The organism is Streptomyces sp. NPDC048278 (assembly GCF_040652195.1).
Classification (GTDB): domain Bacteria; phylum Actinomycetota; class Actinomycetes; order Streptomycetales; family Streptomycetaceae; genus Streptomyces.
Genome location: NZ_JBEZLP010000052.1, coordinates 1 through 26,308, shown reverse-complemented (window position 1 = coordinate 26,308; position 26,308 = coordinate 1). Strand labels below are relative to the sequence as shown.

Below are 26,308 nucleotides of genomic sequence, written 5' to 3'. Positions count from 1 at the left end.
AAATCGAATGTCGGCAATTCTGTCAACGCTTGTACGCTTAAAAGATCGGCCGCGTTTCTCATGGTCAGGCGGTGGACGGGGCCCCCGACGGGGTGATCCGGCCGTACCCGCGGACGTCCGGGAACGGGGGCTCCCGGTCGGCCTGGAGGTCCACCTGGAAGGCGTTCAGACACATGCCGAGCATGGTGAAGTTGCCGAGCGCGCCGATCGTGTCGACGAGCCCCCTGGGGCCGAAGTGCGCCAGCGCGCGGGCGAAGGTGGCGTCGGTGACGAAGTGCTCCTCCAGGACCTCCCGGCAGAACTGGTAGAACGCCTGGTCGGCCTCGTCGTCGAAGACCGCCGCGCGCTTCTCGGCGATGGCCGCGACGGCCGCTTCCGGGATGCCGGCCTCGACCGCCTGGCGGACGTGGGCGTTCCAGGAGTACTGGGCGTCCCAGTTGCGGGCGGCCATCAGCAGGGCCAGTTCACGCAGGTGTGCGGGAAGGCTGGAGTCGAAGCGGGCGAAGGCACCGAGGGACTCCGCGCGTTCGCACATCTCCGGGCTGTGCAGCCAGACCCGGAACGGGCCGCGGACGGCGCCGCGGCGGCCGGCGATCCGGGCGGCCAGCTCCCGCTGGCGGGGGTCCATGTCGTCTTCGCTGAGCACGGGGAGCCTCATGGGGCCGGTACCTGCCTTCTCTCGCCGACGGCCGTCGATGGCCGTCGATGGCCGGGTGAGGACGCTACCGGCGGCCCGCGGCCGGTCACACCTCCCGGAGCGCAAGGTAAAACTGCACGCCAGGGGGCACCCGTTCGCGCCCGCGCGGCCTAGCGTCGGTCGGCGTACCGGGTACGCCACAGTGGAGAGGAACCCCCGGATGACCACGATCATCAAGGCCGCGTCCGTACCCCTGCTCGACCGGGGCGGCGCGGTCGTGACGACACCGCTGATCACCACGCCGTCCGCGGGCGGCGAGAACCTCGTCACCAGCGGGATGAGCGTCTACCCGGTGGGCTCCGGGGCGCCGTTGCACTCGCACAACTGCGACGAGCACGTGACCGTCCTGGAGGGCGAGGCGGAGGTGTGGGTGGACGGCGAGGCGACCCGGCTGGCCCGGTTCGACACCACCTACGTCCCGTCCCCCGTCCCGCATCTGTTCCGCAACGTCGGCGACACCCCGCTGCGGATCCTGTGGGTGTACTCGTCGGGGTACGTCACGCGGACCTTCACGGCCACGGGGAAGACGGTCGAGCACCTGTCGGACGCGGACCGGATGGGCTGAACCGGCGGCGGCCTGGGACGTCCCAGGCGTCCCAGGGCACGCGGGGACGACATGGTGACGGTTCGGCACGGAAACGCTCCGAGTCGTGATCACGCTTCGTGGTCACCGGCACGACAGCACGGAGGTTTCCATGTCCCGTCGGATCCTGAAGAACGGCCTGCTGGCCACGGTCGCGGTGTTCGCGTTCCTGCCCACGGCCGGAGCCGCCACCGCGAGCGCCGCCACCCCGGTCCCCGCGCCGCAGGGAATCGTGCAGTACTACAACTACACCACCCTGCCCGCGCCGGCCGGCCACCGTCTCCACACCCGGCACTACACCTACCGGACCGTGGGCCGGGTCACCACGCACCGCGTCCGCCTCAACGTCCGCTCGGGCCCGAGCACCCGCTACCGCGTGGTGAGCCACCGGCACAACAACCGGCTCGTCCCGCTGACCTGCAAGACGTACGGCGGCTCGGTGCGCGGCAACCACACCTGGTACCGGCTCCCGCACCACAAGGGCTACGTCTCCGCGCACTACGTCCGGGTCGGCCACGCCGTCCCGTGGTGCTGACGGGCCGTCACCGCCGCATTCCCTGACCGCGCAGGCCTGTTCGGGAACCCGTGTTCCCGAACAGGCCTTCGGCATGCACCCCCCGATTCACCGTCTTCACACCAGTTCGCCGATTGCGGCCCCGGTTCCGATGGGAAGCCATTCCGACAACAGGGGCGAAACGCCCATAGCGTAATGAAGTCGAGGCACGCAACATGCCGCACTCCGAAGGAGCGAGAACCACCCCATCGGACGAGTCGTCGACGGCGAGGCTGCGCGAACTCAAGGAGCGTACGGGGCTGAGCCTGGCGGCGCTGGCCGCCCGCACCCCGTACAGCAAGTCCGCCTGGCACCGCTATCTCTCCGGCGACAAACGGCCGCCGCGCGCGGCCGTCGAGGCCCTGGCCCGGCTCGCGGGCGCCGACCCCGCCGCCGTACTGGCGTTGTGCGAGGCCCCCGAGGGGCCGCCGGCCGCGGAGGCGCCCCGGCAGGGCCGGCCGGCGAGGCGGTGGCGGCTGCCGCTGACCGCGCTCGCCCTGCTCGCCGCGGCCGGAGTGACGGCCGCGGCGGCCGTGACCGTCTCGGACCGGCAGGGCACCCCGGACGTCCAGCCGGTGTCGGCGGCGCCGCGCTGTCACGGCCGGTCCTGCCAGGGCGAGTTGCCGGACGCGTCGGCGTGCGACCGGGACGCGCGGACCAAGAGCCGCGTCACCGGCGTCGCCTACGACGTCCGGCTGCGCTGGTCCCCCGCCTGCGGCACCGCCTGGTCCGAGGTGCGGCTGCACACCCCGCTCGCGCGCGAGGTCTCGGTCCGGGCCGGGGAGGACGTGCTCTCGGCGAGCTATCCCGCCGAGGACTCCGTCGGCTACACGAGCCCCATGCTCGCGGTGCCGGCCCCCCGGGGTGTGGAGGCGTGCGCCGAGGTGGCGGGACAACTGGCGTGCACGGGCCTTGAGGCGGAGCCCACCGGGGAACCGTAGGAAGGCGCCGCGCCCGTGGAAGGGGCGCGGCGCCGGACCGGTCCGGGGGGCCGGTCAGTGGGCGGCGACCAGCTTCTCCCGGTCGTTGCCTGCCTGCGGCTGCCGGGCCGAGCGCAGGGCGGCGATGCCGATGAACACCATCGAGGAGACACCGGCCAGCGCGAAGGCGGTGAATCCCCAGTCGCCGTTGCCCGCGGCGAGCAGCTGGCCGCCGAGCCACGGACCGAAGACCGCGCCGAAGCGGCCCATGCCGGAGGTCCAGCCGACGGCGGTGGCACGGTTGTCCGGGGTGGAGCGGATGGAGACGGTCGCGTAGATCATCGTCTGGGCGCTGTTCAGGAAGACGCCGGTGAGGAAGACGACCAGGGTGGTCACGCCCATCGGCATGTGGACGCTGAGCAGGTAGACGCCGACGGCGGTGAGGGCGAACCAGACCGCGGCGATGCGCGGGGCGCCGAACCGGTCGGCGGCGCGGCCCGCGACCAGCATGCCCACGATGCCGCCGAGGTTGAAGACGACGACGAAGGTGAGGGCGTTGGTGAGCGCGTAGCCCTCGGTGCGCATCAGGGTCGGCAGCCAGGTGGCGACGCCGTAGACCAGGAGCAGGCCGCCGAAGGAGGCCAGCCAGTACAGCAGGGTCTGCAGCCACTCGCCGCCGCGGAACAGGGCGAGCAGCGCGTCCCAGCGGTCGGCGGCGGTCTTCCTGGCGGCGACGGCGGGCAGTTCGACCTCGTAGCGGCCGGCCAGGGCGGTGGCCTCCTCGGTGCGGCCCTTGGCGACCAGGAAACTCAGCGACTCGGGCAGGAGCTTGAGCAGGAAGGGGACGAAGAGCAGCGGGAGCACGCAGACCCAGAAGGCGGAGCGCCAGCCGAAGGGGTCGACCAGCCACTTGGCGACGTAGGCGGAGAGGATGCCGCCCGCGTGGTGGGCGGTCATCAGCACGCCGATGGTGATCGCGATCCGGCCGCCCCTGGCGTAGTCGGAGACCATGCTGATCGCGGTCGGCAGCAGCCCGCCGAGGCCGACGCCGGCCAGGGTGCGGCCGAGGCCGAAGACCCCGAGGCTCCCGGAGACCGCGCAGATCCCGGAGGCGAGCGAGAACAGGGTGACGCAGGCGACCATCAGCTGCTTGCGGCCGATCCGGTCGGCGACCGTGCCCGCGGTCAGGGCGCCCACCAGCATGCCGAAGGTGGCGTAGGAGCCGAGGTCGCCGGCCTTGTCCGGGGTGATGCCGAAGGTCTTGGTCTCCAGCAGGTGGGGGAGCACCGAGCCGTAGATGAACATGTCGAGGCCGTCGAAGAGCACGGCCAGCCAGCACAGGCCGACGACCAGCAGGGCCAGTCTGCTGCCGCGCGCGGACAGGGCGGGGGAGGAGGACATCGTTGTTTTCCTCTCGTCCAGGAGGCGTTCCCTGGAGGGGAAGCGGTAGAGGGGGTCGAGGCGGCTCGTGCGGCTGACCCGTGGTGCGTAGACGCTAAGGATCGACCGACCAAAACGTCAACACTTTTGTCAACAATCACAGCAACAATCCGGGTTCCCGCAGGTGGCAAGGGGGGTGGGCGACGCGCGCTGTGGCGCGTCACCCACCCCCCCTGCTGCCCGCCGTGCCCGGTTCAGCCGACCGGTGGTGTCCCGTGGGTGTGGAAGGACTCGATCGTCTTCAGACCCCAGGCCTGGCCCTTGGCGCGTTCGGCCTCGGTCCAGGTGACCAGCGGCCAGTCGGGGGCCAGCACCAGCCGGGTGAGCGGGTTGCACAGCTCGATGCGGTTGCCGCCCGGCTCGTAGACGTACAGGAAGAACGTCTGCTGGATGGCGTGCTTGTGCGGGCCGGTCTCGATGAACACGCCGGTGTCGATGGCGAGGTCGGCCGCGCGCAGGATGTCCTCGCGGGTGTCGGTCGCGAAGGCGATGTGGTGCAGCCGCCCGGTCGACCCGGTCCAGTCGGACGTGTAGACGACGTCGTACGACTTGTGGGTGAAGGTCAGCCAGCGGGCCGCGATCGTCCCGTTGTCCAGGCGGACCTGCTCGGTCGACCGGGCGCCCAGGACCTGTTCCTGGAACTCGGCGTTGGCGAGCACGTCGGCGGCGAGGAAGTTGACGTGGTCCAGGCGGCGCACGCCGACACCGCGGTTGGGCTTGGCCTGCGGCTGGTTCTTCAGCGCGGGTTTCAGCTCGTCGGGGGCCCGGTAGTGCTCGCTCTCCCAGTAGAGGGCGTGCTCGTGGCCGTCCGGGTCGGTGGTGACGTAGAGCTTGCCCAGGCCGGGCTCGTCCTCCGCCCAGTGGCCGGTGCCGCCCGCGTCCTCGACCGCCTTGATACGGCGGTGGAGCGCCTCCTCGCCGGAGGTGCGCAGGGCGAGCCGGCCGAGGCCGGGCCGGTCGCGGGCGGTGAGGACCAGGCTGTGGTGCTCGTAGTCGTCGTACGTGCGCAGGTAGACGGTGTCGCCGTCCTGGCCGTTGACGGTCAGTCCGAGGTAGTCGGTGAAGAAGGCGACGCTGGCGTCCAGGTCCGGGGTGAACAGCTGGGCGTGGCCGACATGGGCGATGTCACCGAGGGGCGGAGCCATCGTTGCCTCCTTGAGGTCGTACGGGAAGGGCGGCGGCGCGCGGGAAGACGGTGCCGTCGAAGATCTTGCGGGCGGTGCGGACGACCGCGGTGCGGCGGACGGCCGGCGGGGAGCCGCCGGAGCCCGGGTCGACGCTGGTGTCGATCTCCAGGAATCCGGTGGGGTGTTCGATGCGGATCCGGTCGCCGTGGGCCGGGAGCCGGGCGATCCCCTCCCCCACCCCGCCGGGCAGCCGCAGGCCGGCGGCCACGCTGGCGGCGCCGAGGACGCCGATCGAGGTGTGGCAGCGGACGGGGATGAAGGTCCGGGTGGTGACCGCGCCGCCGTCGCGGGGCGGGGCGAGCAGGCTGAGCTTGGGCACGGTGGCGGTCTCGACGTCCCCGAGGCCCATCAGTTTCCCGGCCGCGAGCCGGATCTCGTGGAGGCGGTCGGCGAGGGCCAGGTTCTCCTCCAGGTCCTTGGGCGTCTCGTAGCCGGTGACGCCGAGGGCGCCCGCCGCGACGAGCACGGTCGGCATGCCGTTGTCGACGCAGGTCACCGCCGTGCCCGCGACGGTGTCGCGGACGTTGCCCGTGGGCAGCAGCGGGTTCCCGGCGGCCGGGAACTCGATCACCACCGGGGCGGCCGTGCCGGGCACCCCGGAGATCACCGCGTCCCCGGTGTAGTCGACGCGCCCGCCCGGGGTCGGGAAGGTGGCGACGGCCGACTCCCCCGTGTTGAGCATCCGGATCCGTACCGAGGTCTCGCCGTCACCGGCGGCCACGAGCCCCCGCTCCACGGCGAACGGCCCGACCCCGGCGAGGATGTTCCCGCAGTTCTGCCGGTCGGTCACCTCCGGCCGGTCGACGGCGACCTGGAGGAAGAGGTAGTCGACGTCCGCCTCCGGGTCGTCCGACGCCGAGACGACCGCCACCTTGCTGGTGAGGGGGTGCGCCCCGCCGAGGCCGTCGATCTGCCGCGGGTCGGGGCTGCCCATCGCCCGCAGCAGCAGGTCGTCCCGGGCGGCTCGGTCGGCGGGCAGGTCCCCGGCCAGGAAGTACGCGCCCTTGGAGGTGCCGCCGCGCATCAGCATGCAGCGCACCTCCGCAGGCCCGGTCATTTGCCGTGCTCCGCGTACTCCTCGTACGTCTGGTACTCGACGCCCAGCCGCGTGAGGGTCTCCCGCAGTCCGTAGCGGTCGAGGCCGAGCTGGCCCTCGACGAAGGCGGCGCGGGTCGCGGCCTCCTTGGCCTCGCGGGCCGCGGACTTCTCGGCCGTCTCGCGGACCCGGTCGCGCGGGACGACCACGACCCCGTCGTCGTCCGCCAGGATCGCGTCACCCGGGTTGATCACCTGGCCGTCGATCGCGATCGGCACGTTGACCGAGCCGCCGGTGGCCTTGACCGTGCCCTGCGAGGAGACCGCCCGGGACCAGGCGGCGAAGCCCATGTCCCGCAGCTCCTGGGTGTCGCGGATGCCGGTGTTCAGGACCACCCCGCGCACCCCGCGCTGCTTCAGCGCGGTCGCGAACAGCTCGCCGAACAGCCCGTCCGTGCACGGCGAGGTGGTGGTGACGACCAGGATGTCGCCCTCGCCGCACTGCTCGACGGCCGCGTGGATCATGAGGTTGTCGCCGGGCCAGCTGAGCACGGTGACGGCCGTGCCGGCGACCCGCACGCCCTGCTGGACCGGGCGGATCCCCGGGCCGAGCAGCCCGGTCCGGCCCATCGCCTCGCTCACGGTGGCGACACCGAAACCGGCCAGGGCGTCGACGTCCTTCAGCTCCGCCTTCGGCGGGTCGGTGACGATCACGCCGCTCATGCCAGCTCCTTCGCGATCTGCGGGAACGGCCGCATGAACGCCTCGGCCATGGTGTTGTGGGCCAGGCCCAGGTTGGGTCCCGCGTTCCGCTTGAGCTGGACGCCCCGGCGGACGGCGAGGTCGGTGTAGTAGGCCCACAGGTGCTGCTGGGCGCCGAGGCACTCCATCGCCTTGCGCTTGGTCTCCCAGACCTCGGTGATGTCGAGCAGGACCTCGGGCCGGAAGCCGCTCATCTCGGGCTGGTGCGGCTCGAAGTAGAAGACCGGCGGGGCGCCGATGATGTCGCCCTCGCCCGGGTAGCCGATGGCCTGGGCGAGGATGCGGGCCTCCAGGGCCATCCGGTTGGCGGCCGGGTGGTCGCCGTTGTACGGGTCGTCGACGGGGTGGGTGAGCACGACGTCGGGCTGGGTGTCCCGGTAGACGGCGACCAGCTGGTCGGTCAGCTCGGCGCCGGCGACCAGCGGGTAGTCGCCGGCGTCGAAGAAGCGGACCTCGGCGCCGAGAACGGCGGCGGCCTTCTCCGCCTCCTCGCGCCGTATCGCCTTGATCTCCGCCAGGTTCCTGCCCTCGCGCCACGCCTTGGCGGACTCCCCGCGTTCGCCGAAGGTCAGGCAGGCGATGGTGACCTTCTCGCCCCGGGACGCGGCCAGGGCGATGGCTCCGCCCGCCCGCCACACGAAGTCCCCGGCGTGCGCGGTGACGACCAGGGTGGATCGCGGTGGAGTGGTGGCCGGCGCGTTGGCGTGCGTCATTGAAGAACTCTCCTTGGTGGACAGGTGTGCGCCCACCCGGCCCCGGGCGTGCTCAGTCGCGCAGTGCTTCGATCACGCTCGTGAGGTGGGCGCGGACGGCCGCCTCGGCCGCCTGCGGGTCCCTGGCCCTGATCGCCTCGATCATCGCCAGATGCTCGCTCAGGGAGTGCTGCGGACGTCCCGGGCGCAGCGCCAGCTGGAAGCGGTGCCGCACCAGTTGGGCGTTGAGCCGCTCCAGCAGTTCCACTGCGGTCTGCTGGCCGGAGATCACCCGGATCCTCGCGTGGAGTTCCTGGTTGAGCTCGGAGTAGGTGACCGGTTCGCCGTCGGCGACGGCCTTGGTCATGGCCGTACCGAGGTCCGCGAGGTCGGCGAGCTGCTCGTCGCTGGCCGCGACGGCCGCCTTGGCGGCGCAGAGTCCCTCCAGGACCATGCGGCACTCCGTGATGGCGACCGCTTCCTCCACGGTCACCACCCGGACCCGCGAACCGCGGTTGCGGATCCGCTCGACCAGTCCCTGTGCCTCCAGATCGATCAGTGCCGCACGGATACTGGCCCGTGTCACACCGAACTCCTCGGCGAGTTCGTTCTCCACCAGCCGCTGGGCCGGGGCCATCTCGCCGTGCAGGATCGCCTGCCGCAACAGCGTGAACGCATGCTGCTTGGCCTGCTCTCCGGTGCTCGGACGGGCTTCCTTCGGCATTGCGCCCTCCCTGAGTGAGTGCCTGTCGAACGTAAATCTAGCCAAACAAGATTGTCAACAATTTTGTCTGCCGTATTGCGGCCGGTGGACGATGCCGGGCCGCGGAGACTGTTCGGCGGTCGGCTCGGCGGTCATAGCTCAGGGGGGGTGCGGTGGCGGTACGCCGGTCGACGAGCAGGATCCGGCCGCCGATGTCGGCGAGCCGTGCGAAGCGGGGCCGACCAGGCAGAGCCGATCCGCGGCCGGGTGTGCCCGGAACCGGTCTCCTGGACCAGGTCGGCGGCGTCGGTGAAGGTGCCCTCGTGCTGCTGGGCGTCGTGCATCCCGCTGAACCGGCTCGTCGGCCGGCGCACGCCCGGGGCTCAGGGATCAGCTGCGGTCGCGACCGTCTCGGCGCCGACGTTCCTGCCGGTCGGGATCGTGGTGGCGGTACGGCACCCGCCGACGACAGGTGCGGTCCTGTGCGCGGTGGCCGCAGGAGTCCTGTCGTCGGCGGTCCCGTACCTGGCCGGCCTCCTCACGCCCCCCGGCAAGGTCCCGGCCCAGACCTTCGGGCGGGGATCGGGGCGGTGGTCGCGGCCAACGAGGTCAACCTCTCAAGGAGGCCCGGCCGAGGTGCGCCCCAGGGGCGCGGGGAACTGCGCGACCAGCCTCCGCCGGCCCGCAGTCCACCCCCGACCGCCCCGCATCACCCCACGGCTTCCTTCCAAGCCGCTCCCGCCGCGACCACCTGCCGCCACCCCCGAAGCACCTTCGGCGCCATCCCCACCGCGAGCACCCCGCTCAGCCGCTCCCCCGTCCGGTACGCGGCCACGAACCGCCGCTCCGCCAACTCCCCTTCCACGACCCGTACTTCCTCGTGCCCTCGCAGATACCCGTACGCCTGGATCTTCATCTCGTACTGGTCGGACCAGAAGTACGGCACCGGTGAAAACGCCTTGCGCGCACCGGGATTGAGGAGATTCCGCGCTGCGGCCATGCCCTGCTCGGCCGCGTTCGTCCGGTGCTCGATCCGCATCGAGAGCCCGAACAACGGGTTGTACCAGCGGGCCACGTCCCCGGCCGCGTACACGTCCCGCGCCGCCTCGCAGTACTGGTCGCAGACGACACCGTCGCCCACCGTGAGCCCGCTGCCGGCCAGCCACTCCGTGTTCGGCAGGGAGCCGATCGCGACCAGCACCTCGTCGGCCTCGATCTCCTCCCCGTCGGCGAGCCGCACCCCGTCCTCGGTCACCTCGGTGACACCGGCGCCGGTGCGCAGGTCCACGCCCCGCTCCAGGTGGGCCCGGGACAGCACCCGCCCCACCTCCTCACCCACCGCGTGGGCGAGCGGCACCGGCGCGGGTTCAAGGAGCGTCACCTGCGCGCCCAGCTTCCAGGCGACGGCGGCGGCCTCGGCACCGAGGAACCCGGCGCCGACCACCACCAGCCGCTGCCCCGGCCCGAGCCGCTCCCGGAGGGTGAGCGCGTCGTCGAGGGTGCGCAGCACGTGCGCCCCCTCCCCCGGCAGCCGGCGCGGCCGCACCCCCGTGGCCAGGATCAGCCCGTCGTACGCCAGCTCCGAGCCGTCGGCCAGACGCACCGTACGGTCCGCCACGTCCAGTCCGACCGCCGCGACCCCGAGCCGCAACTCCAGCCCCAGGGCGTCGAGTTCCACAGGCGCCCGCAGTGCCACCCGCTCCGGCGCCCACTCGGCCGACAGCACCTGCTTGGACAGCGGGGGCCGGTCGTAGGGCAGGTGGGGTTCGTCGCCGACGAGGGTGAGGGTGCCGTCGTAGCCCTCGCGCCGGAGCGTCTCGACCGCCGCGAGCCCCGCGGCGGAGGCGCCGACGACCAGGATCCGGTTCACTTCTCCGCCAGCCGGATCGCGGCGGCCGGGCAGATCGCGACGGCCTCGCGGACGTCGTCGAGGGCCTCCTCGGCCGGGTTCTCGTCGATCACGAAGGCGATGCCGTCCTCGTCCCGCTGGTCGAAGACCTCGGGGGCGACGAGCACGCACTGCCCGGACGCGACGCACTTCGGTTCGTCCAGTTCGACATGCATGGTGTTCTCCTCAGTTTTCTTCGGGGGGGTGGGGTCACCAGGTGACGGGGAGTTCGTGGACGCCGTACACGCCGCCGTTGTGCTTGAACGGGAGGTCGTCGATGTCGGCGGCAAGGCGGAGGGTGGGGATGCGGCGGTAGAGGGTGCCGTAGACCACCTGGAGTTCCATCCGGGCCAGTGGCTGGCCCAGGCACTGGTGGACGCCGAAGCCGAAGGCGACATGGCGGCGGGCGTCGCGGGTCAGGTCGAGGCGGTCGGGGTCGGCGAAGACCTCGGGGTCGCGGTTGGCGATATCGTTGGGCATGATCACGCCCTCACCGGCGCGGATCACCTGCCCGCCCACCTCGATGTCCTCGAGGACCGCACGGCGCCTGCCGCTGTGCACGATGCTCAGGTAGCGCAGCAGTTCCTCGACCGCGGCGGCGACGGCCCTGGGATCGTCGGTGTCGCGCAACAGGGCGAACTGCTCGGGGTGTTCGAGCAGGGCGAGGGTGCCCAGCGCGATCATGTTGGCGGTGGTCTCGTGCCCGGCGAGCAGCAGCAGGACGCCCATCTGCGCGGCGCCCAGCCGGGTCAGCTCGCCGGCCTGCACCCGGGCCACGAGCCCGGAGAACAGGTCGTCGGCGGGGTGCTGCATCTTCTCGCCCATCAGCCGGTCGAGGTACTCGGCGAGCCTGCCGTGGGCGGCCGTCCGGTCCTCGACGGTGGTGTCGCGGCTGATGAGCAGCCTGCTGTTCTCCTGGAAGAAGTCGTGGTCGTCGTAGGGAACGCCGAGCAGTGCGCAGATGACCAGCGAGGGCACCGGGAGCGCGAAGGCCTCGACCAGATCGACGGGGTTGGGCCCGGCCAGCATCTCGTCGATCAGGTCGTCGACGATCTTCTGCACGGCAGGCCGCATGGCGTCGACGCGCTTGATCGCGAACGGCGCGGTGACCATACGGCGCAGCCGGGCGTGCTCGGGGTCGTCCATCATGATGAAGCTGGCGGTGTTCCCGCCGTCGGTGACCGGCATCTGCAGCGGATATCCGGGCCGGGTGAGATCGGCGCTCAGCCGGGGGTCGAGCAGCAGGGCGCGCTGGTCCGCGTACCGGGTGAGCAGCCAGTAGTCCTTGCCGTCCCAGAGCCGGACCTTGGTGAGGGGGCCCTCCTCCTGGGCAGCGGTCAGGGCCGGGGGCGGGTCGAAGGGGCAGCGGGCGGCCCGGGGCATCGGGAAGTCGGGGACCTGCGCGGCCGGGCCGGGTCGGGGGTCCGTCAGGGTGTCGGCCATCTCTGTCTCCTCGGGGTGGGGGACTCCGCTCGCGGCGGAGCGCCGGGATGATGGGTACGAGGCCTCGATGAACACATGCAAACAGGTGGGACTGACCGGCTCCGGTCAGTTTCCTGACAGTCGGCTGACGTGGCCCAGATCACAGCGCAGGACCGTTGCCATAAACGACACATCCGTGGCAGATGCCATGAACTCCCTTATGTCCCATGGATGTTGACGTGTCATGACGCGCAACCCCGGTACCCCCTGAGACCTGTACTCAGCCGTCCCGACGCGCACCCGCGGCCGGTCGGCGGGGCCGCCCGCGCATTTGCTCACGGATTCCATCGCGAACTGTTCACTCGTCGTCCGACGGCTCCCCCAGCCAGTAACCGAAGCCCCGCCGGGTGTGGATCAGCGCGGACCCGTCCCGGTCCACCTTGCGCCTGAGCCGGGAGACCAGTTGCTCGATGGCGTTGTCGCCCCGGAACTCGCCCCAGACGTACCGGCTGATCTGCTCCTTCGACAGCACCTTGTGGGCGTTGACGAGGAGGTGGCGCAGCAGCCGGTACTCGGCGGGCGTGAGGTCGAGGGTGCGGCCGTCGCGGCGGGCCCGGCAGGTGCCGTCGTCCAGGACCAGGTCGGCGTGGTCCAGCACGCTCCCCCACCGGCCGCCGTCGCCCCGGTCCCGGAGCAGCACCTTCACCCGGGCGAGGACTTCGGCGATCCGGAACGGCTTGGTGACGCAGTCCCGCTCGCCGGCACCGAGTTCCGGCACCAGCCGGGCCAGGGAGTCGCAGTCGGCCAGCAGCAGGACGGGCGGCCGGTAGGCGGGCTTGAACCGGCCGCCCCGGGCGAGGTCGTCGAGGCCGGGCAGTTCGGCGTCGATGACGACGAGGTCGAACCGGCGCTCCGCGAACCGGCGCACCACCTCGGCACCGCTGTCCGCAAGGGCGATCCGGTAGCCCGCCAACTCCAGCGTGGTGGCCAGGAGTTCGGCGATGTCCGGGTCACCTGCGGCGACCAGGAGCTGTTGGCCGCTGCCACGGGCGAGCACCTGGGGTGCCGAAGAGCTGCCGTACATGGGGAGCCGTTCCTTCGTGAGCGCCGGGCAATTAGCTTGCTTGACTCAAGTAAGCCACATATGCTTGCCTAACTCAAGTAATCGGGGTGGCTCTGAGCGGAGGCCACCCCGAGGGCCCGCCCGACGGCGGGTCCGGGCGCCGGACCCGTGGGGACGGGTACCGACGCAGCCCTCGGGCCGGCCACCGGCCCACTCCCCCCCGGCCCGGCACCCGGCCCGAGGGCACCCACCACCGCGACCGCACCACCCCGGGCGAGCCCCAGCGGCACCCCGGGCCGGTACCTCCAGAAAGCGAGAGTCACCCCCATGGCCACGATGAAGTCCGTACAGACCGGTGGCGTCGGCAGGATCGAGGTCGTGGACGTCGAGCGTCCCGTGCCCGGTCCGAAGGACGTCCTGCTGAAGATCCGCGCGGGCGGTATCTGCGGCACCGACGTCACCTTCCTGCACATGGGCGGCATGCCCGCCCACGCTCACCTGGGCGGCGACCTGGTCCCGGTCCCGCTGGGCCACGAGCCGGCCGGCGAGGTCGTCGAAGCCGGCGCCGAGGTCACCGGCCTGAAGGTGGGCGACCGGGTCGTGGTGAACCCGCAGGACGCGCCCACCGGGATCATCGGCTGCGGCGGCCGGTACGGCGCGCTGAGCGAGTACCTGCTGATCGAGAACGCGGAGGTCGGCCGGAGCGTCGCGGTGTTCCCGGACACCGTGCCGTTCGAGGTCGCCGCCCTCAACGAGCCGATGGCCGTCTCCCGGCACGCGGTCAACCGCTCCGAGGCCGGTCCTGACGACAAGGTGGTCGTCTTCGGCGCGGGCCCGATCGGCCTGGGCGCGGCCATCTGGCTGAAGCTGCGGGGCGTACGGCACGTGGTCGTGGCCGACGTCATACCGGCCCGGCTGGAGAAGGCGCTGGCCGTGGGTGCGGACGCCGTCATCAACTCGGCCGAGGAGGACGTGACCGCACGGCTGACCGAGCTGCACGGGCAGAGCGCCAACGCGCTGGGCCAGCCTCGCCCGGACACCGACATCTTCATCGACGCGGCCGGCGCCCCGGTCGTCTTCGACACCGTGGTGGCCAACGCGAAGTGGCACGCCAGTCTGGTCATGGTCGCCGTGCAGAAGAGGGGCGAGGTCGACCTGGGCGGCATGCTGCGCAGCGAGCTGACGCTCATCGCCTCGCAGGGCTACCCGACCGAGATCTTCGAGGTCACCCCGGAGCTGGTCGAGCACCACGAACGGTTCGCGAAGCTGATCAGCCACCGCGTCCCGTTCACCGACGTGGAGGGCGCCTTCCAGCTGACCCTCACACCGGGTGCCGCCGAGAAGGTCGTCGTCACCTTCGACGCGTAGCGGTGACCGGCGCCAGCCACAGCCCCAGCAGGGCGTCGGTGAGTCCGGTGGCCGCGTCGCCCCAGGTGGCGCGGGGCGTGTCGGTGCCCTCGGCGAGGGCGCGCTCACGCTCGGCACAGGTGTGCAGGATCAGCGTCCGGGCCATCTGGCCGCGTTCGGTGCGGACCTCGGCGGGCAGCTCCGGCAGCCGCCGGTTCAGCCCGGCCACGGCCTCCCGCAGCGACGGCGAGGCCAGGGACTCCTCGACCATGATGTCGTAGAGGGCAGGGTCGGTCGCCACCTGGGCGCAGAAGCGGGCGTACCAGGTGGGGCTGCCCAGACCGGCGAGGTGTTCGGTGATCGGGCGGACCAGGCAGTCCACCCAGCCGCGGACGTCGTCGGAGTCGCCCACGGCGGCCAGCAGGCGGACCCGGATCTCCTCGATCTGCCCGAAGTGCCGGGCGGCGATCGCGCGGACCAGGTCGGCCTTGGTGCCGAAGTGGTAGCCGACCGCGGCGTTGTTGCCCTGGCCCGCGGCCTCGCTGACCTGGCGGTTGGACACGGCGTAGACGCCCTGCTCGGCGAAGAGCCGTTCCGCCGTGGCGAGGATGACCTCCCGTGTCGCGCCGGCCTGCTCCGCCCGCGCCGTCCTGCCCGCCATGCCCACCACCGCTCCGGGACCACGCACCACCCGGACCGGCCGGTCCCGCCAGCCGTACCGGGGCCTCGCCCGGGGCGGCGAGGTCCAGCCGAAAGAGCCTACGTGGCGGCGGCGCACAGTGCCGCCACCCCTGCCAGTAAAGTAAGTCAAGCGACTGACTTAAATAGTGGCCATGTCGCTCCCTGTTCTGCCTACGGAGGCCCTCTCCCATGTCCGAAGCCCCTGTCCGGCCCGCCGGGTCCACAAGCCCGGCCCAGCCGAGCCCGAACGCGGTGGTGGCGGTGCTGGCGCTGTCCGGTATCACCGTCTCGCTGATGCAGACGCTGGTGATCCCGATCGTCCCGGAGCTGCCGAAGTACCTGGACGCCTCGGCGTCCAACGCGGCCTGGGCGGTGACGGCGACCCTGCTCGCCGCCGCCGTGGCCACCCCGGTGGCCGGCCGCCTCGGCGACATGTTCGGCAAGCGGCTGATGCTGCTGGTCAGCCTGGTGCTGCTGGTCTGCGGCTCGGTGGTGGCCGCCCTCAGCGACTCGCTGGTCCCGATGATCATCGGCCGTACCCTGCAGGGCCTCGCCGCCGCCGTGGTCCCGCTCGGCATCAGCATCATGCGCGACGAGCTGCCGCCGGAGCGCCTCGCGGGCTCGACGGCCCTGATGAGTGCCTCGCTGGGCGTCGGCGGCGCGCTCGGCCTGCCGGCCGCGGCGTTCATCGCGGACCACTACGACTGGCACGTGCTGTTCTGGACCTCCGCCGCCCTCGGTGTCGTGGCGTTCGCGCTGGTCAAGTTGCTGGTGCCGGAGTCCAAGGTGCGCTCGGGCGGTCGCTTCGACGCGCTCGGCGCGGTGGGCCTCGCGGTCGGTCTGGTCTCGCTGTTGCTCGCCGTCTCCAAGGGCGCCGACTGGGGCTGGGCCAGCGGCACCACGCTCGGCCTGTTCGCGCTCGCGGTCGTCGTGCTGCTCGCCTGGGGCTTCTTCGAACTGCGCACCACCCAGCCGCTGGTCGACCTGCGCACCACGGTCCGCCGCCAGGTGCTGTTCACCAACCTCGCCTCGATCGCCTTCGGCTTCTCGATGTTCGCGATGTCCCTGGTGCTCCCCCAGCTGCTCCAGCTGCCGACCCAGACGGGCTACGGTCTCGGCAAGTCGATGCTGACGGTCGGTCTGGTGATGGCTCCGCAGGGTCTGGTCATGATGGGCTTCGCCCCGGTCTCCGCGGCGATCACGAAGGCCCGGGGCCCGAAGGTCACGCTGATGATCGGCGCGGTGATCGTCGGCGTCGGTTACGGCCTCAACATCCTCCTGATGTCCGAGGTCTGGCACCTGATCCTGGTCTCCTGCATCATCGGCGCCGGTGTCGGCTTCGCGTACGGCGCGATGCCCGCACTGATCATGGGCGCGGTCGCGGCGTCGGAGACGGCGGCGGCGAACAGCCTCAACACGCTGATGCGGTCCATCGGCACCTCGGTGGCGAGCGCCGTCGCCGGCGTGATCCTGGCCCAGATGACCATCAGCCTCGGCGGCGCCACCCTGCCCTCCGAGAACGGGTTCAAGGTGATCATGGCGATCGGCGCCGGCGCGGCCGTACTGGCCTTCGTCCTCGCCTCCTTCCTGCCCGGCCGCCGCCCGGCGGAGCCGGAGCCCGCTCCGGCCCCGGCGGCGCCCACAGCCGAGTCCGTGCACTGAGCCGCCGACGCGGACGGTGATCCGCGGTGGGGCGGGCGGTCCCCGGTGAGCCGCCCGCCCCACCGCCCGGGGCACGGACCATGGGCACAGGAGACCGACCGGAGCGACCGATGAGCACCCCCTGGCAGCGCTACGCCGAAGAGCACGCCCGCACCGTCGACACCATGGCGGCGGTGCTGCTGTTCGCCTCGTTCCTGCTCGGCAGCGAGATCACCATGCCCGCCGGATCCCAGCCGAGCGAGGCCGGGCCGACCATCGCCCTCGCCGCCGTCGGCTGCGGTGCCCTGCTCTGGCAGCGCACCCGGCCGCGCACGGTGGTCGCCGTCGGCGCGGCGGCCACCGCGGCAGCCGCGGGGCTCGGGCAGCTGCCGACCCCGCTGCTGCTGGGCGGCCTGATGCTGGCGCTGTACCGGCTGGCGGTCGTCACCGACCGCCCCACCGCGCGCAGGTTCTACTTCGGGAGTCTCGCCCTCGTGGTGATCACCGCCATGGTCTTCGCCCCGTCCGGCGTCCCCTGGCCGCTGGAGACGATCAGCCCGGCCGCCTGGCTGCTGCTGCCGGTCGTCGCCGGCAATGCCGTACGGCTGCAGAGCGCGTATCTGGAGGCGGTGCACGCGCGGGCCGAGTACGCGGAGCGCGGCCGGGAGGAGGAGGCCCGGCACCGGGTCGCGGAGGAGCGGATGCGGATCGCGCGGGAGCTGCACGACGTGGTCGCCCACCATCTGGCCCTGGCCAACGCCCAGGCCGGGACGGCGGCCCACCTCTCGCGCACCCACCCCGACCAGGTGCACCGGATCCTGCGGGACCTCGCCGGTACGACCGCTGCCGCGCTGCGCGAGCTGAAGGCCACCGTGGGCCTGCTGCGGCAGACCGACGACCAGGACCTGCCGCTCGCGCCGAGCCCCGGCCTCGCCCAGCTGCCGGAACTCACCGAGGCCTGCGAGTCCGCCGGGCTGACCGTGCACGTCCACGTCGAGGGCATCCCCCAGCCGCTGACCGCGGGCGTCGACCTGACGGCGTACCGGATCGTCCAGGAGGCGCTGACCAATGTCACCAAACACGCCGCCGCCGAGGCCGCGTACGTCAGGATCGGGTGGGCCCGGGACAACGTGACCCTCACGGTCACCGACGACGGCACCGCCACCGCCCCGCCCGCCACCGCCCCGTCCGCGCCCGCGCCCGCCCACGGGCGCGGATTCGGGCTGATCGGGATGCGCGAGCGGGCCCGGTCGGTCGGCGGCGCCTTCGCCGCCGGGCACCGGGACGGCGGCGGCTACGAGGTCACCACCCGGCTGCCGCTGTACCCCGGCGCCCCGGAACCCGAAGGACATGAGATGCCATGACCATCCGCGTACTCCTCGCCGACGACCAGGCCCTGTTGCGGGCCACGTTCCGGATCCTGGTCGAATCCTGTGCCGACATGGAGGTGGTGGCGGAGGCCACCGACGGCGCCGAGGCGGTCGCACTCGCCCACGAGCACCGGCCGGACGTCGTCCTGATGGACATCCGGATGCCCGGCACCGACGGGCTCGCCGCCACGGCCGCCGTCTGCTCGGACCCGGAACTGTCCGGCGTACGGGTGCTGATCCTCACCACCTTCGAGGTCGACGAGTACGTGGCCCAGGCGCTGCGCTCCGGGGCCAGCGGCTTCCTCGGCAAGGACGTGACCGCCGAGGCGCTGCTGGACGGGATCCGGACGGTGGCCGCCGGCGAGTCGCTGCTCTCCCCCACCGCGACCCGCAGTCTCATCACCCGGTTCCTGGCCACACCCGCGCCCGGCGCACGGCTCGCCGCACCCGAACACCTGCGTGTGCTCACCGCGCGCGAACGCGAGGTCATGGCGATGGCGGCCGAGGGCCGCTCCAACGAGGAGATCGCCGGGAAGCTGTTCGTCTCCCCGCTGACCGTGCGCACCCACGTCCACCGAGCGATGACCAAGCTGGACGCCCGGGACCGGGCCCAACTGGTGGTGATGGCCTACCAGTCGGGGCTGGTGCAGCCCCCGCCGCCGGCACCGGCGCCCTGAGGCCTGTTCGGGGGAACCGGTCCCGGAAGGCGCGTGCGGCGGCCGTGCCGGGTTCACAACTCCTGGGTGACCGCCCTCCCCGTGATCCCGCCCATGCTCGCCACCGCCGGCCGGCTGCCGCCCGCCGCGCAGGACACCCGGTGGGCCTACGAGACCAAGCAGGACGGCCAGCGGGTGGTCGTCTACCTGCCCGGCGACGGCAGCCTGCTGCTGCGCGCCCGCTCCGGCGAGGTGATCACCGCCGCCTATCCGGAGCTGCACCCGCTGGCGCGGGCCCTGGGCCGGACGCCGGCGATCCTGGACGGCGAGGTGCTGGCCGTCGACGAACACGGGCGCGCCGACTTCCAGTTGCTGCAGAGCCGGATGGGCCTGGCCCACGCGCCGGCCCGGGCGGCACGGATGGCGGCCCGGGTCCCGGTCCACCTGGTGGTCTTCGACGCGCTGCTGCTGTCCGACCCGCTGCTCACCCTGGCCTACGCGGACCGCCGGGCGCGTCTGGAGTCGCTCTCCTTGGACGGGCCCCACTGGTCGACGCCGGGGGCCGTCGTGGGGCACGGCGCCGAGGCACTGCGGGCGACCCGGGAGCACGGTCTGGAGGGCCTGGTCTGCAAACGCCTGGACTCGGCGTACGAGCCGGGGGTGCGGTCCCGCGCCTGGATCAAGATCCGGAACATGCGCGCCGAGGACGTGATCGTCGGCGGCTGGCTGCCGGGCAAGGGGCGGCTGACCGGACTGCCGGGCGCGGTGCTGGTCGGCCAGCGCTCCGCCGACGGGCGGCTGCGGTACGTCGGCGGGGTGGGCACCGGCTGGAGCGCGGCGGAACGGACCGAACTGGCCGCGCTGCTGCGGGCCGCCGGGACCGACTCCTGCCCCTTCGACCCGGTCCCGCCGGTCCCCGGCGCCCACTGGGTGCTGCCCCGGCTGGTCGGCGAGGTCGCCTACAGCACCCGGACCCGGGCCGGCCTGCTGCGCCAGCCGTCCTGGCTGCGGCTGCGCCCGGACCTCACGCCGGAGGAATCGGCGGCGGACCTGCCGGAGGAGCGAGGCTGACGGGCGGGGGGCCGGGCTGACGGGCGGGGTGCCGGGCTGACGACCGGGCTGCGGCCGACAGGATGTCGGAATCGGCGGACGGCGGGAAGGTCTATCGTGTCCCCATGTCCGCACCCGAGTTGATCCGTATCGTCTCCCGCGACTCACCGATGGCGCTCGCTCAGGTGGCCCGGGTCCGGGCCGAATTGGCTGCGCTGTACCCGCAGGTGCGCACCGAGGTCGTGCCGGTGAAGACGACCGGCGACAAGTGGCTGGGCGACCTGTCCCTGGTGGAGGGCAAGGGGGCGTTCACCAAGGAGGTGGACGCCGCGCTGCTGGACGGGGCGGCCGATCTCGCCGTGCACTGTGTGAAGGACGTGCCCGCGGACCGGCCGCTGCCCGCCGGGACGGTGTTCGCGGCGTTCCTGAAGCGGGACGACATCCGCGACGCCCTCGTCCACCCGGGCGGGCTGACCCTGGACGAGCTGCCGCCGGGCACCCGGATCGGCACCTCCGCGGTGCGCCGGGTGGCCCAGCTGTCGGCGACCCATCCGCATCTGGAGTGCGTGCCCTTCCGTGGCAACGTCAACCGGCGGCTGGAGAAGCTGGCCGCGGGCGAGGCGGACGCGCTGCTGGTGGCGATGTCGGGGCTGGAGCGGATCGACCGCACGGACGTCATCACCGAGGTGCTGGACCCGGAGACGATGATGCCGCCCATCGGCGCGGGCATCCTCGCCCTGCAGTGTCGGGAGGGGGACTCCGAGCTGATCGACTTGGTGAGCGGGCTGGGCGACCCGGCGACCCACCGGGAGGCCACCGCCGAGCGGATGTTCCTCCATGTGCTCCAGGGCCACTGCAACAGCCCCATCGCCGGCTATGCGCGGGTCGACGGCGGCGGTGAGCTGTCGCTGCGTGCCTGTGTGTTCACGCCGGACGGCAAGACCCGGCTGAACGCCCACGAGTGGGCGGGCCGGCTCGACCCGGCGACCCTCGGCACGTCGGTCGCCGTGGCGCTGCTGCGGCAGGGGGCCCGGGAGATCATCGACGGCATCCCCCACTAGGCGCTCCGCTGGAGGTGCCGCGCCGGGTCGTCGTGCGTCTGCGGCGGCGTGGTCGTTTTTCGCGCAGTTCCCCGCGCCCCTGTCGGGCCCGGTGGTTGCCACGCCAGGCCGTTGTCCGGGTGCGGCGGTGCGGTGGCTTTTTGCGCAGTTCCCCGCGCCCCTGTCGGGGGCGGTACGGGTCGCGTCGGGACGTTGTCCGGGTGCGGCGGCGTGGTCGCCTTTCGCGCAGTTCCCCGCGCCCCTGTCGGGGGCGGTACGTGTCGCGTCGGGACGTTGTCCGGGTGTGGGGGTGTGTTGTGGGTCAGGGGGTGGTGGGGCCGGGTTCTGTTTGGTCCTTGAGGTAGGTGGTGACCTGGTGGGCCAGGCTGCCGGGGCCGGTGGGCTGGCAGGCTGTGGCGGTGGTGGATTCCAGGACGCCGATGCCGCCCGCCCAGAGCCGGCGTTCGGTCCACTCCTCGTCGACGCGCAGCTGGATCTGGATGTCGACCTGGGTGAGGGCGGTCTCCGGGCCCGCGGCGTAGAGGACGGCGGTGGCGCGGCGCAGCGGGTAGACGTCGAAGCCCTCGATGAACTGGGAGTTGCGCCAGTCGATGAACGCGCCCTCGCCGTCGGAGCCGACCCGGACGTCGATCTGGCCGTCCTCCAGCTGCACGCTGAAGTGGCCGGAGCCGCGGTTCTCGATGGTCACCCGGGCACTGAAGTACGTCAGCCCGGCCGCGGCGTCGTCCCGGCCGCGCGGCGGCTCGGACTTCTCCAGGCGGTGGACGCGGACACGCAGACCGGCATGCTCGTCGTACTCGTGCCAGTCCCCGACCACGTTCGGCTCGTACACAGTGCCCCTCTCGACCCACGCTGTTTATCTGTGTGCTCAGCGCACTGTCAAATGAGTGGAATGCGCTGTGGCCAGGGGGTTCGCCCGCTTTGATCGCTGATCAAGCGTTGCGCAGCGGTTATCCCGCCCCGGGGGTCCGGGGCGGGTCGCGGGCGCGTGCCGCACATCACGTCGGTGTACCCGGCACGTGTCGCCGGCTCAACGGGCGAGGCGCCCGAGCAGCGAGGAGGCCGCAGTGATGCCGAGCGCGGCGGCGACCGCCAGGACGGCGAAGTCGAGGCCGAGATGGGCGGGGGTGCCGAGCAGCAGGCCGCGCAGGGCGTCGACCTGGTAGCTCAGCGGGTTGACCCTGCTGACCACCTGGAGCCAGCCCGGCATGATCGCCAGCGGGTAGAGGGCGTTGGAGCCGAAGAACAGCGGCATGGTGATCGCCTGCCCGATGCCCATCAACCGGTCGCGGCTGAGGACGATGCCGGCGATGCTCATCGACAGGCAGGAGAAGAAGGCCGAGGCGAGGACGACGGCCAGTCCGACGCCCAGGAGCTTCAGGGGGTTCCAGGTGAGCGACACGCCGAGGAGTGCGGCGATGACGATGACCACGACCGCCTGGATCAGGGACTTCACGCCGGCCGCGAAGGCCTTGCCGGTGATGAGGGCCGAGCGGGGGGTGGGGGTGACCAAGAGCTTGTTGAGGATGCCTGCGTCGCGCTCCCAGATGATCTGGATGCCGTAGAAGATCGCGATGAACATCGCGGACTGGGCGATGATGCCGGGCGCGAGGTAGTCGATGTAGGGGATGCCGCCGGTGGGTATCGCGTGGATCCGGGTGAAGGTCTGGCCGAAGATCAGCAGCCAGAGGGCGGGCTGGATCGCGCGGGTGTAGAGCTCGGTGCGGTCGTGGCGGAGCTTCTGCAGCTCGACGGCGCACATGGCGACGACCCGGGCGGGCAGCAGCCGCCAGCCGGAGCGCGGCTGGGGCGGGGTCAGCAGCAGGGACGTGCCCGTGCGCTCAGCCGACACGGTTCGCGGTGCGGCGGGTGCTTCGGACATCGCGGAAACCTCCTGACTGGTCGTCGAGGCCGCTGCCGGCCACGTCGCGGAAGACGTCTTCGAGGGTGGGCAGGGCGTCGCTGCCCTGACGCTCGGCGAGGCCGCGCCTGAGTTCGGTGGGGGTACCGAGGGCGCGGATACGGCCGCGGTGCATCAGGCCGATCCGGTCGCAGTGCTGGTCGGCCTCGTCCATGTAGTGGGTGGTGACCAGCACGGTCATGCCGGTCGCCGCGCGTACGGAGTTGATCTGGTCCCACACGCTGGTGCGGGCGATCGGGTCGAGGCCGATGGTGGGTTCGTCGAGGATCAGCAACCGGGGTGCGCTGACCAGCGCCTGGGCCAGTTCGAGGCGGCGCACCATGCCACCGGAGTAGGTGCCGGCGAGCCGGTCGGCGGCGTCGGTGAGGTCGACGGCCTCCAGCGCCTCGGCGACCCGCGGGGCGCGCTCGCGCCGGGGGACGTCGAAGACGCGGGCGAACAGCTCGACGTTCTCGCGTCCGGTGAGCCCGCTGTCGGCGGACAGCTGCTGCGGGACGTAGCCGAGCAGCCGCCGTACGGCCATCCGCTCCCGGCCGGTGTCGTGGCCGAAGACGCGGACCATTCCGGCGGGGACGGGCAGCAGGGTGGTGATGCAGCGGATGGCGGTGGTCTTGCCGGCGCCGTTGGGGCCCAGCAGTCCGAAGACCTCGCCCTCTCCGACGCTGAGGTCGAGTCCGTCGACGGCCCTGGTCTCCCCGAAGGAGTAGGAGAGCCCGGTGCAGGCGACTGCGGTGCTGTCCGGCGTGGTGTCCGGCGTCATGATTCCCCGGCCTCCTCGTGCAGGGTGTCGGCCAGTCTCCGCAGCGCGGGAAGCGCCGCGCTGAGCGCCTCCCGGTCCGCCTCGTCCAGCCGGGCGACGTGACCGGCGACCAGTTCCGCGCGGCGGCGGTGCCAGTCGGCGAGTCGTTTCTCGGCGTCCTCGGTGAGCAGCAGCCGGGCGGCCCGGCGGTCGGCCGGGTCGGTCTCCCGGCGCATGAAGCCGTCCTTGACGAGCTGGTTGACCAGTGTCGACACCGAGTTGCCCGCCAGGTACAGCTCCTTGGCGGCGTCCGAGATGCCGATCCCGGGCCGGGACTCCACCAGCCGCAGCAGCTCCACCTCGGCGCCGCGCAGCCGCGGGCGGGTGAGTCCGCGCCGCAGTCTGCGGCGGATCAGCCGCTGGATGCCGACCAACGCGTCGGCGAGTTCTTCCGGGAAGGTCTCCGATTCCACGCCTCGAAGATTACCTCTGCTACAGAGGTATATCCCCCCAAGGAACGGTCAAGGGACGGGCCGACATGAAAGGCAAGGAGCAAATGAGAGCAACGTCACTTTTTCTAGTGAATTGTTTCGCTTTGCGCCTTTCGGGGCATTCGCAGCTAAGTGCTTCGGACCGGAGGCACGTGCGTGGGAGCCGGCTTCCGTCGGTCGCCCCGAGCCTCCCCAGGGTCCGAGCGCGTTCTCCCACGGTGTCCGTCCACCAGCACCGCTGAGGGAGGTGCGCGCCATGCGTGCCACCTGTACACCCAGGTCCCATCCGCACGACGACGCCCCCGACACGGCCCAGGCCTTCGTACGGCTGGCCGAGCTGCCTGCGGGCCCGGAGCGGCGGGCGCTCCGGGACGAACTGGTCGAGCTGTGGCTGCCCATGGCCGAGCGGATCGCGGTGCGGTTCCGCGGCCGGGGGGAGAACCTGGAGGATCTGTACCAGGTCGCCGCGCTGGGGCTCGTGAAGGCCGTCGACCACTACGACCCGGCGCGGGGCCGGGCCTTCGAGGCCTACGCCGTGCCGACCATCACCGGCGAGATCAAGCGGCACTTCCGGGACCACATGTGGACCCTGCACGTGCCACGCCGGGTCCAGGAGCTGCGCAACCGGGTCCGGACCGCCCTCAAGGAGCTGGAGCAGACGACCCCGGGGCGCGTGCCCACCGTCGCCGAGATCGCCGCACGGGCCGAGCTCACCGAGGACGAGGTGCGGGACGGGACCGAAGCGCTGGAGTGCTACTCGGCGCTGTCGCTGGACGCCGAGGTGCCCGGCGCCGACGGCTACGCGCTCGGTGACGCCCTGGGCGGCCCGGACCCCGGCTACGACCTGGTCGTCGACCGCGCGACCGCACAGCCCTGTCTGCGGAGCCTGCCCGAGCGCGACCGGCTCATCCTCTACCTGCGGTTCTTCCGCGGTATGACGCAGAGCCGGATAGCCGAGCAGCTGGGTATCTCGCAGATGCACGTGTCCCGCCTGCTCACCGCCTGCTTCGACCGGCTGCGCGAGGAGTTGCCGGCGGAGGCCGGCTGAGGCTCACCCGGTGGGCGGTGCGCCGGGAATCTGCGTGGGGCCGTACCGTTCGAGGGCCTCCGCCAGCTCGACGCGGATCTCGGCCGGCATGTCGCCGGTGCGCCCCCAGATCAGGATCAGGTCCGCGACGCTGCGCAGCTTGATGTTGGTGTGCTGGGAGACCTCCTTGAGCACCTCCCAGCCCGCGTCGGGCGTCACCCGGCCGAGCGCGACGACCATGCCGATCGCCTGGTCCACCACGGCGTGGGAGGCGACGGCCTCCTTGAGCTGGTCGACCTCTTCCTGCAGGCGGAAGATCCGGTCCGGCTCGCTCTCGCGCATCCACCCATCGTGTCACCCGTCCGGCTCCGCGCCACCGGGGTACTCGGCAGGCATTCCCACCGCTTCCGGTTGGAGACTGGTGGCAGACCGGTCGCCCCGCCGGCCCCGACACCAGGACGCGAGTGCCATGAACGACGACACGCCTCCCCCCTGCCCCGCACCGAAGAAGCGGGAAGTGGTCTCCACGCACTCGGTCTTCGGTGCCCCGTGCTGGGTGAGCCTGACCAGCCGCGACCTGCAGACGACCGAGGACTTCTACAGCGCCGTGCTCGGCTGGCGATGGCGCAGCGTCCGGCTCGGCGACCACTTCCGGATCGCGCTGGCGGACGGGGTGCCGGTGGCGGGCATCGCCGCGGTCGCCTCGATGTGGCAGATGGCGGTGGCCTGGACGCCGTACTTCGCCGTACCCGACGCGGACGAGGCGGTGTCCCGGGCCCGTGAGCGCGGCGGAACCCCCGCGGTGGGTCCGCTCTCCTTCCCGCCCGGCCGGGCGGCGCTGATCGCCGACCGGGACGGTGCCGTCTTCGGCATCTGGGAGGGGGAACTGGTCTCCAACTGGGAGACCTGGCGGCAGGCCGCCCCGACCTTCATCCGCCTGCACACCCGCAACGCCTTCGACTCCGCGATGTTCTACGGCGAGGTCCTCGGCTGGGCCTCCGACAAACCGGGCTGCTGCGAGGTCGAGTACGAGGCCGGCGAGGTCGTGCTGCGCAGCCGCGGCGATGCCGTGGCCCGGATCGACTCGGGGGCGGTGGAGGCGGCCCCCGATCCGTCGGTACGGCCGCACTGGCAGATCCACTTCGCGGTGACCGACGTGGCGGCCTGTGCGCGGATCGCCGAGAAACACGGTGGCAGTGTGCTGAGCGAGGAGGACACCGAGGCGATCCTCCGGGATCCGGACGGGGCACAGTTCACGGTGACGACGGCGCGGGGGGCGCGGTGACCCGTTCCGGGGGCGCCGTCGTCGGGTGCGGGTGCGTCGTGGCTGGTCGCGCAGTTCCCCGCGCCCCTGAAGGGGCGCGGCGCCGAGGGGGATG

General features: G+C 72.2%; 28 protein-coding genes and 1 pseudogene. 12 read left to right on the top strand and 17 right to left on the bottom strand.

Annotation, left to right across the window (positions count from 1 at the left end):
* Positions 1 to 64: 64 nt before the first annotated feature.
* Positions 65 to 628, bottom strand: a complete 564-nt coding sequence (locus AB0D74_RS46775; protein WP_362601486.1) for a carboxymuconolactone decarboxylase family protein — start codon at positions 626 to 628, stop codon at positions 65 to 67.
* 229 nt (positions 629 to 857) lie between these two features.
* On the opposite strand from AB0D74_RS46775, the gene AB0D74_RS46770 reads away from it, so the two are divergent.
* The 3 genes from AB0D74_RS46770 (at position 858) to AB0D74_RS46760 (ending at position 2,774) form a co-directional block, all read left to right on the top strand.
* On the top strand, positions 858 to 1,262 hold the full coding sequence (locus AB0D74_RS46770) for a cupin domain-containing protein (RefSeq protein WP_362601384.1): 405 nt from the start codon (positions 858 to 860) through the stop codon (positions 1,260 to 1,262).
* 130 nt (positions 1,263 to 1,392) lie between these two features.
* Positions 1,393 to 1,815, top strand: a complete 423-nt coding sequence (locus AB0D74_RS46765) for an SH3 domain-containing protein (protein ID WP_362601381.1) — start codon at positions 1,393 to 1,395, stop codon at positions 1,813 to 1,815.
* A gap of 194 nt (positions 1,816 to 2,009) precedes the next feature.
* Entirely contained in the window at positions 2,010 to 2,774 is a 765-nt protein-coding gene (locus tag AB0D74_RS46760) for a DUF2690 domain-containing protein (RefSeq protein WP_362601378.1), read from the top strand.
* Positions 2,775 to 2,828: 54 nt separating this feature from the next.
* Here the strand turns inward: AB0D74_RS46760 and AB0D74_RS46755 are convergent, their stop codons facing one another.
* From AB0D74_RS46755 to AB0D74_RS46730, 6 genes are all read right to left on the bottom strand, one after another.
* On the bottom strand, positions 2,829 to 4,154 hold the full coding sequence (locus AB0D74_RS46755) for an MFS transporter (RefSeq protein WP_362601375.1): 1,326 nt from the start codon (positions 4,152 to 4,154) through the stop codon (positions 2,829 to 2,831).
* A gap of 233 nt (positions 4,155 to 4,387) precedes the next feature.
* On the bottom strand, positions 4,388 to 5,338 hold the full coding sequence (locus AB0D74_RS46750; RefSeq protein ID WP_362601372.1) for a catechol 2,3-dioxygenase: 951 nt from the start codon (positions 5,336 to 5,338) through the stop codon (positions 4,388 to 4,390).
* Positions 5,319 to 6,437: a 4-oxalomesaconate tautomerase gene (locus AB0D74_RS46745; protein ID WP_362601369.1), complete on the bottom strand. Its 1,119-nt coding sequence runs from the start codon at positions 6,435 to 6,437 to the stop codon at positions 5,319 to 5,321. The genes AB0D74_RS46750 and AB0D74_RS46745 overlap by 20 nt, the downstream gene beginning before the upstream one ends.
* Positions 6,434 to 7,138, bottom strand: coding sequence for a 4-carboxy-4-hydroxy-2-oxoadipate aldolase/oxaloacetate decarboxylase (locus AB0D74_RS46740; protein ID WP_362601366.1), 705 nt, complete (start codon positions 7,136 to 7,138; stop codon positions 6,434 to 6,436). Before AB0D74_RS46740 ends, AB0D74_RS46745 begins: the two co-directional genes overlap by 4 nt.
* Positions 7,135 to 7,890 (bottom strand): PIG-L deacetylase family protein, encoded by a 756-nt coding sequence (locus AB0D74_RS46735; protein WP_362601363.1) that lies wholly within the window; start codon positions 7,888 to 7,890, stop codon positions 7,135 to 7,137. Before AB0D74_RS46735 ends, AB0D74_RS46740 begins: the two co-directional genes overlap by 4 nt.
* 52 nt (positions 7,891 to 7,942) lie before the next feature.
* A complete protein-coding gene (locus tag AB0D74_RS46730; RefSeq protein ID WP_362601360.1) occupies positions 7,943 to 8,593 on the bottom strand; it encodes a GntR family transcriptional regulator in 651 nt (216 codons plus the stop codon).
* Between the two features lie 294 nt (positions 8,594 to 8,887).
* On the opposite strand from AB0D74_RS46730, the pseudogene AB0D74_RS46725 reads away from it, so the two are divergent.
* A pseudogene (locus AB0D74_RS46725) lies at positions 8,888 to 9,148 on the top strand (EamA family transporter); the annotation flags it as partial.
* A 133-nt stretch (positions 9,149 to 9,281) separates the two neighbouring features.
* Here AB0D74_RS46725 and AB0D74_RS46720 read toward each other — a convergent pair.
* The 4 genes from AB0D74_RS46720 to AB0D74_RS46705 all read right to left on the bottom strand — a co-directional run bounded on the left by AB0D74_RS46720 (position 9,282) and on the right by AB0D74_RS46705 (position 12,966).
* Positions 9,282 to 10,442, bottom strand: a complete 1,161-nt coding sequence (locus AB0D74_RS46720; RefSeq protein ID WP_362601357.1) for an FAD-dependent oxidoreductase — start codon at positions 10,440 to 10,442, stop codon at positions 9,282 to 9,284.
* Complete coding sequence (locus AB0D74_RS46715) at positions 10,439 to 10,636, bottom strand: ferredoxin (RefSeq protein WP_359223486.1); 198 nt, start codon at positions 10,634 to 10,636, stop codon at positions 10,439 to 10,441. Before AB0D74_RS46715 ends, AB0D74_RS46720 begins: the two co-directional genes overlap by 4 nt.
* Before the next feature lie 34 nt (positions 10,637 to 10,670).
* On the bottom strand, positions 10,671 to 11,903 hold the full coding sequence (locus tag AB0D74_RS46710; RefSeq protein ID WP_362601353.1) for a cytochrome P450: 1,233 nt from the start codon (positions 11,901 to 11,903) through the stop codon (positions 10,671 to 10,673).
* A gap of 337 nt (positions 11,904 to 12,240) precedes the next feature.
* Positions 12,241 to 12,966, bottom strand: coding sequence for a response regulator transcription factor (locus tag AB0D74_RS46705; protein WP_362601350.1), 726 nt, complete (start codon positions 12,964 to 12,966; stop codon positions 12,241 to 12,243).
* Between the two features lie 306 nt (positions 12,967 to 13,272).
* Between AB0D74_RS46705 and AB0D74_RS46700 the strand changes: the two genes are divergently transcribed.
* The gene (locus AB0D74_RS46700) at positions 13,273 to 14,313 is read left to right on the top strand and encodes an alcohol dehydrogenase catalytic domain-containing protein (RefSeq protein WP_362601347.1); all 1,041 of its coding nucleotides are present in this window, start codon (positions 13,273 to 13,275) and stop codon (positions 14,311 to 14,313) included.
* Here AB0D74_RS46700 and AB0D74_RS46695 read toward each other — a convergent pair.
* Positions 14,297 to 14,953, bottom strand: coding sequence for a TetR family transcriptional regulator (locus AB0D74_RS46695; protein ID WP_362601344.1), 657 nt, complete (start codon positions 14,951 to 14,953; stop codon positions 14,297 to 14,299). The two genes, AB0D74_RS46700 and AB0D74_RS46695, sit on opposite strands and share 17 nt — an antisense overlap.
* 209 nt (positions 14,954 to 15,162) lie before the next feature.
* Between AB0D74_RS46695 and AB0D74_RS46690 the strand changes: the two genes are divergently transcribed.
* The 5 genes from AB0D74_RS46690 to hemC all read left to right on the top strand — a co-directional run bounded on the left by AB0D74_RS46690 (position 15,163) and on the right by hemC (position 20,751).
* Positions 15,163 to 16,635 carry an MFS transporter gene (locus AB0D74_RS46690; RefSeq protein ID WP_362601341.1) on the top strand — a complete coding sequence of 491 codons (1,473 nt, stop codon included), beginning with the start codon at positions 15,163 to 15,165 and terminating at the stop codon, positions 16,633 to 16,635.
* A gap of 110 nt (positions 16,636 to 16,745) precedes the next feature.
* Complete coding sequence (locus AB0D74_RS46685) at positions 16,746 to 17,978, top strand: sensor histidine kinase (protein ID WP_362601338.1); 1,233 nt, start codon at positions 16,746 to 16,748, stop codon at positions 17,976 to 17,978.
* Complete coding sequence (locus AB0D74_RS46680; RefSeq protein WP_362601335.1) at positions 17,975 to 18,661, top strand: response regulator transcription factor; 687 nt, start codon at positions 17,975 to 17,977, stop codon at positions 18,659 to 18,661. Before AB0D74_RS46685 ends, AB0D74_RS46680 begins: the two co-directional genes overlap by 4 nt.
* Before the next feature lie 93 nt (positions 18,662 to 18,754).
* Entirely contained in the window at positions 18,755 to 19,711 is a 957-nt protein-coding gene (locus AB0D74_RS46675) for an ATP-dependent DNA ligase (RefSeq protein ID WP_362601483.1), read from the top strand.
* Between the two features lie 104 nt (positions 19,712 to 19,815).
* Positions 19,816 to 20,751 carry a hydroxymethylbilane synthase gene (gene hemC / locus AB0D74_RS46670; RefSeq protein ID WP_362601332.1) on the top strand — a complete coding sequence of 312 codons (936 nt, stop codon included), beginning with the start codon at positions 19,816 to 19,818 and terminating at the stop codon, positions 20,749 to 20,751.
* A gap of 301 nt (positions 20,752 to 21,052) precedes the next feature.
* On the opposite strand, the gene AB0D74_RS46665 is transcribed toward hemC, so the two are convergent.
* The 4 genes from AB0D74_RS46665 to AB0D74_RS46650 form a co-directional block, all read right to left on the bottom strand.
* Positions 21,053 to 21,583, bottom strand: coding sequence for a hypothetical protein (locus tag AB0D74_RS46665; RefSeq protein ID WP_362601329.1), 531 nt, complete (start codon positions 21,581 to 21,583; stop codon positions 21,053 to 21,055).
* 198 nt (positions 21,584 to 21,781) lie between these two features.
* The gene (locus AB0D74_RS46660; protein ID WP_362601326.1) at positions 21,782 to 22,633 is read right to left on the bottom strand and encodes an ABC transporter permease; all 852 of its coding nucleotides are present in this window, start codon (positions 22,631 to 22,633) and stop codon (positions 21,782 to 21,784) included.
* Positions 22,593 to 23,432 carry an ATP-binding cassette domain-containing protein gene (locus AB0D74_RS46655; RefSeq protein WP_362601322.1) on the bottom strand — a complete coding sequence of 280 codons (840 nt, stop codon included), beginning with the start codon at positions 23,430 to 23,432 and terminating at the stop codon, positions 22,593 to 22,595. Before AB0D74_RS46655 ends, AB0D74_RS46660 begins: the two co-directional genes overlap by 41 nt.
* Positions 23,429 to 23,884, bottom strand: coding sequence for a MarR family transcriptional regulator (locus tag AB0D74_RS46650; protein WP_362601319.1), 456 nt, complete (start codon positions 23,882 to 23,884; stop codon positions 23,429 to 23,431). Before AB0D74_RS46650 ends, AB0D74_RS46655 begins: the two co-directional genes overlap by 4 nt.
* 274 nt (positions 23,885 to 24,158) lie before the next feature.
* On the opposite strand from AB0D74_RS46650, the gene AB0D74_RS46645 reads away from it, so the two are divergent.
* Positions 24,159 to 24,950 (top strand): RNA polymerase sigma factor SigF, encoded by a 792-nt coding sequence (locus AB0D74_RS46645; RefSeq protein ID WP_362601316.1) that lies wholly within the window; start codon positions 24,159 to 24,161, stop codon positions 24,948 to 24,950.
* Positions 24,951 to 24,953: 3 nt separating this feature from the next.
* Here the strand turns inward: AB0D74_RS46645 and AB0D74_RS46640 are convergent, their stop codons facing one another.
* Positions 24,954 to 25,271: an ANTAR domain-containing protein gene (locus AB0D74_RS46640; RefSeq protein ID WP_362601313.1), complete on the bottom strand. Its 318-nt coding sequence runs from the start codon at positions 25,269 to 25,271 to the stop codon at positions 24,954 to 24,956.
* A 127-nt stretch (positions 25,272 to 25,398) separates the two neighbouring features.
* On the opposite strand from AB0D74_RS46640, the gene AB0D74_RS46635 reads away from it, so the two are divergent.
* The gene (locus AB0D74_RS46635; protein WP_362601310.1) at positions 25,399 to 26,214 is read left to right on the top strand and encodes a VOC family protein; all 816 of its coding nucleotides are present in this window, start codon (positions 25,399 to 25,401) and stop codon (positions 26,212 to 26,214) included.
* Positions 26,215 to 26,308 lie beyond the last annotated feature (94 nt).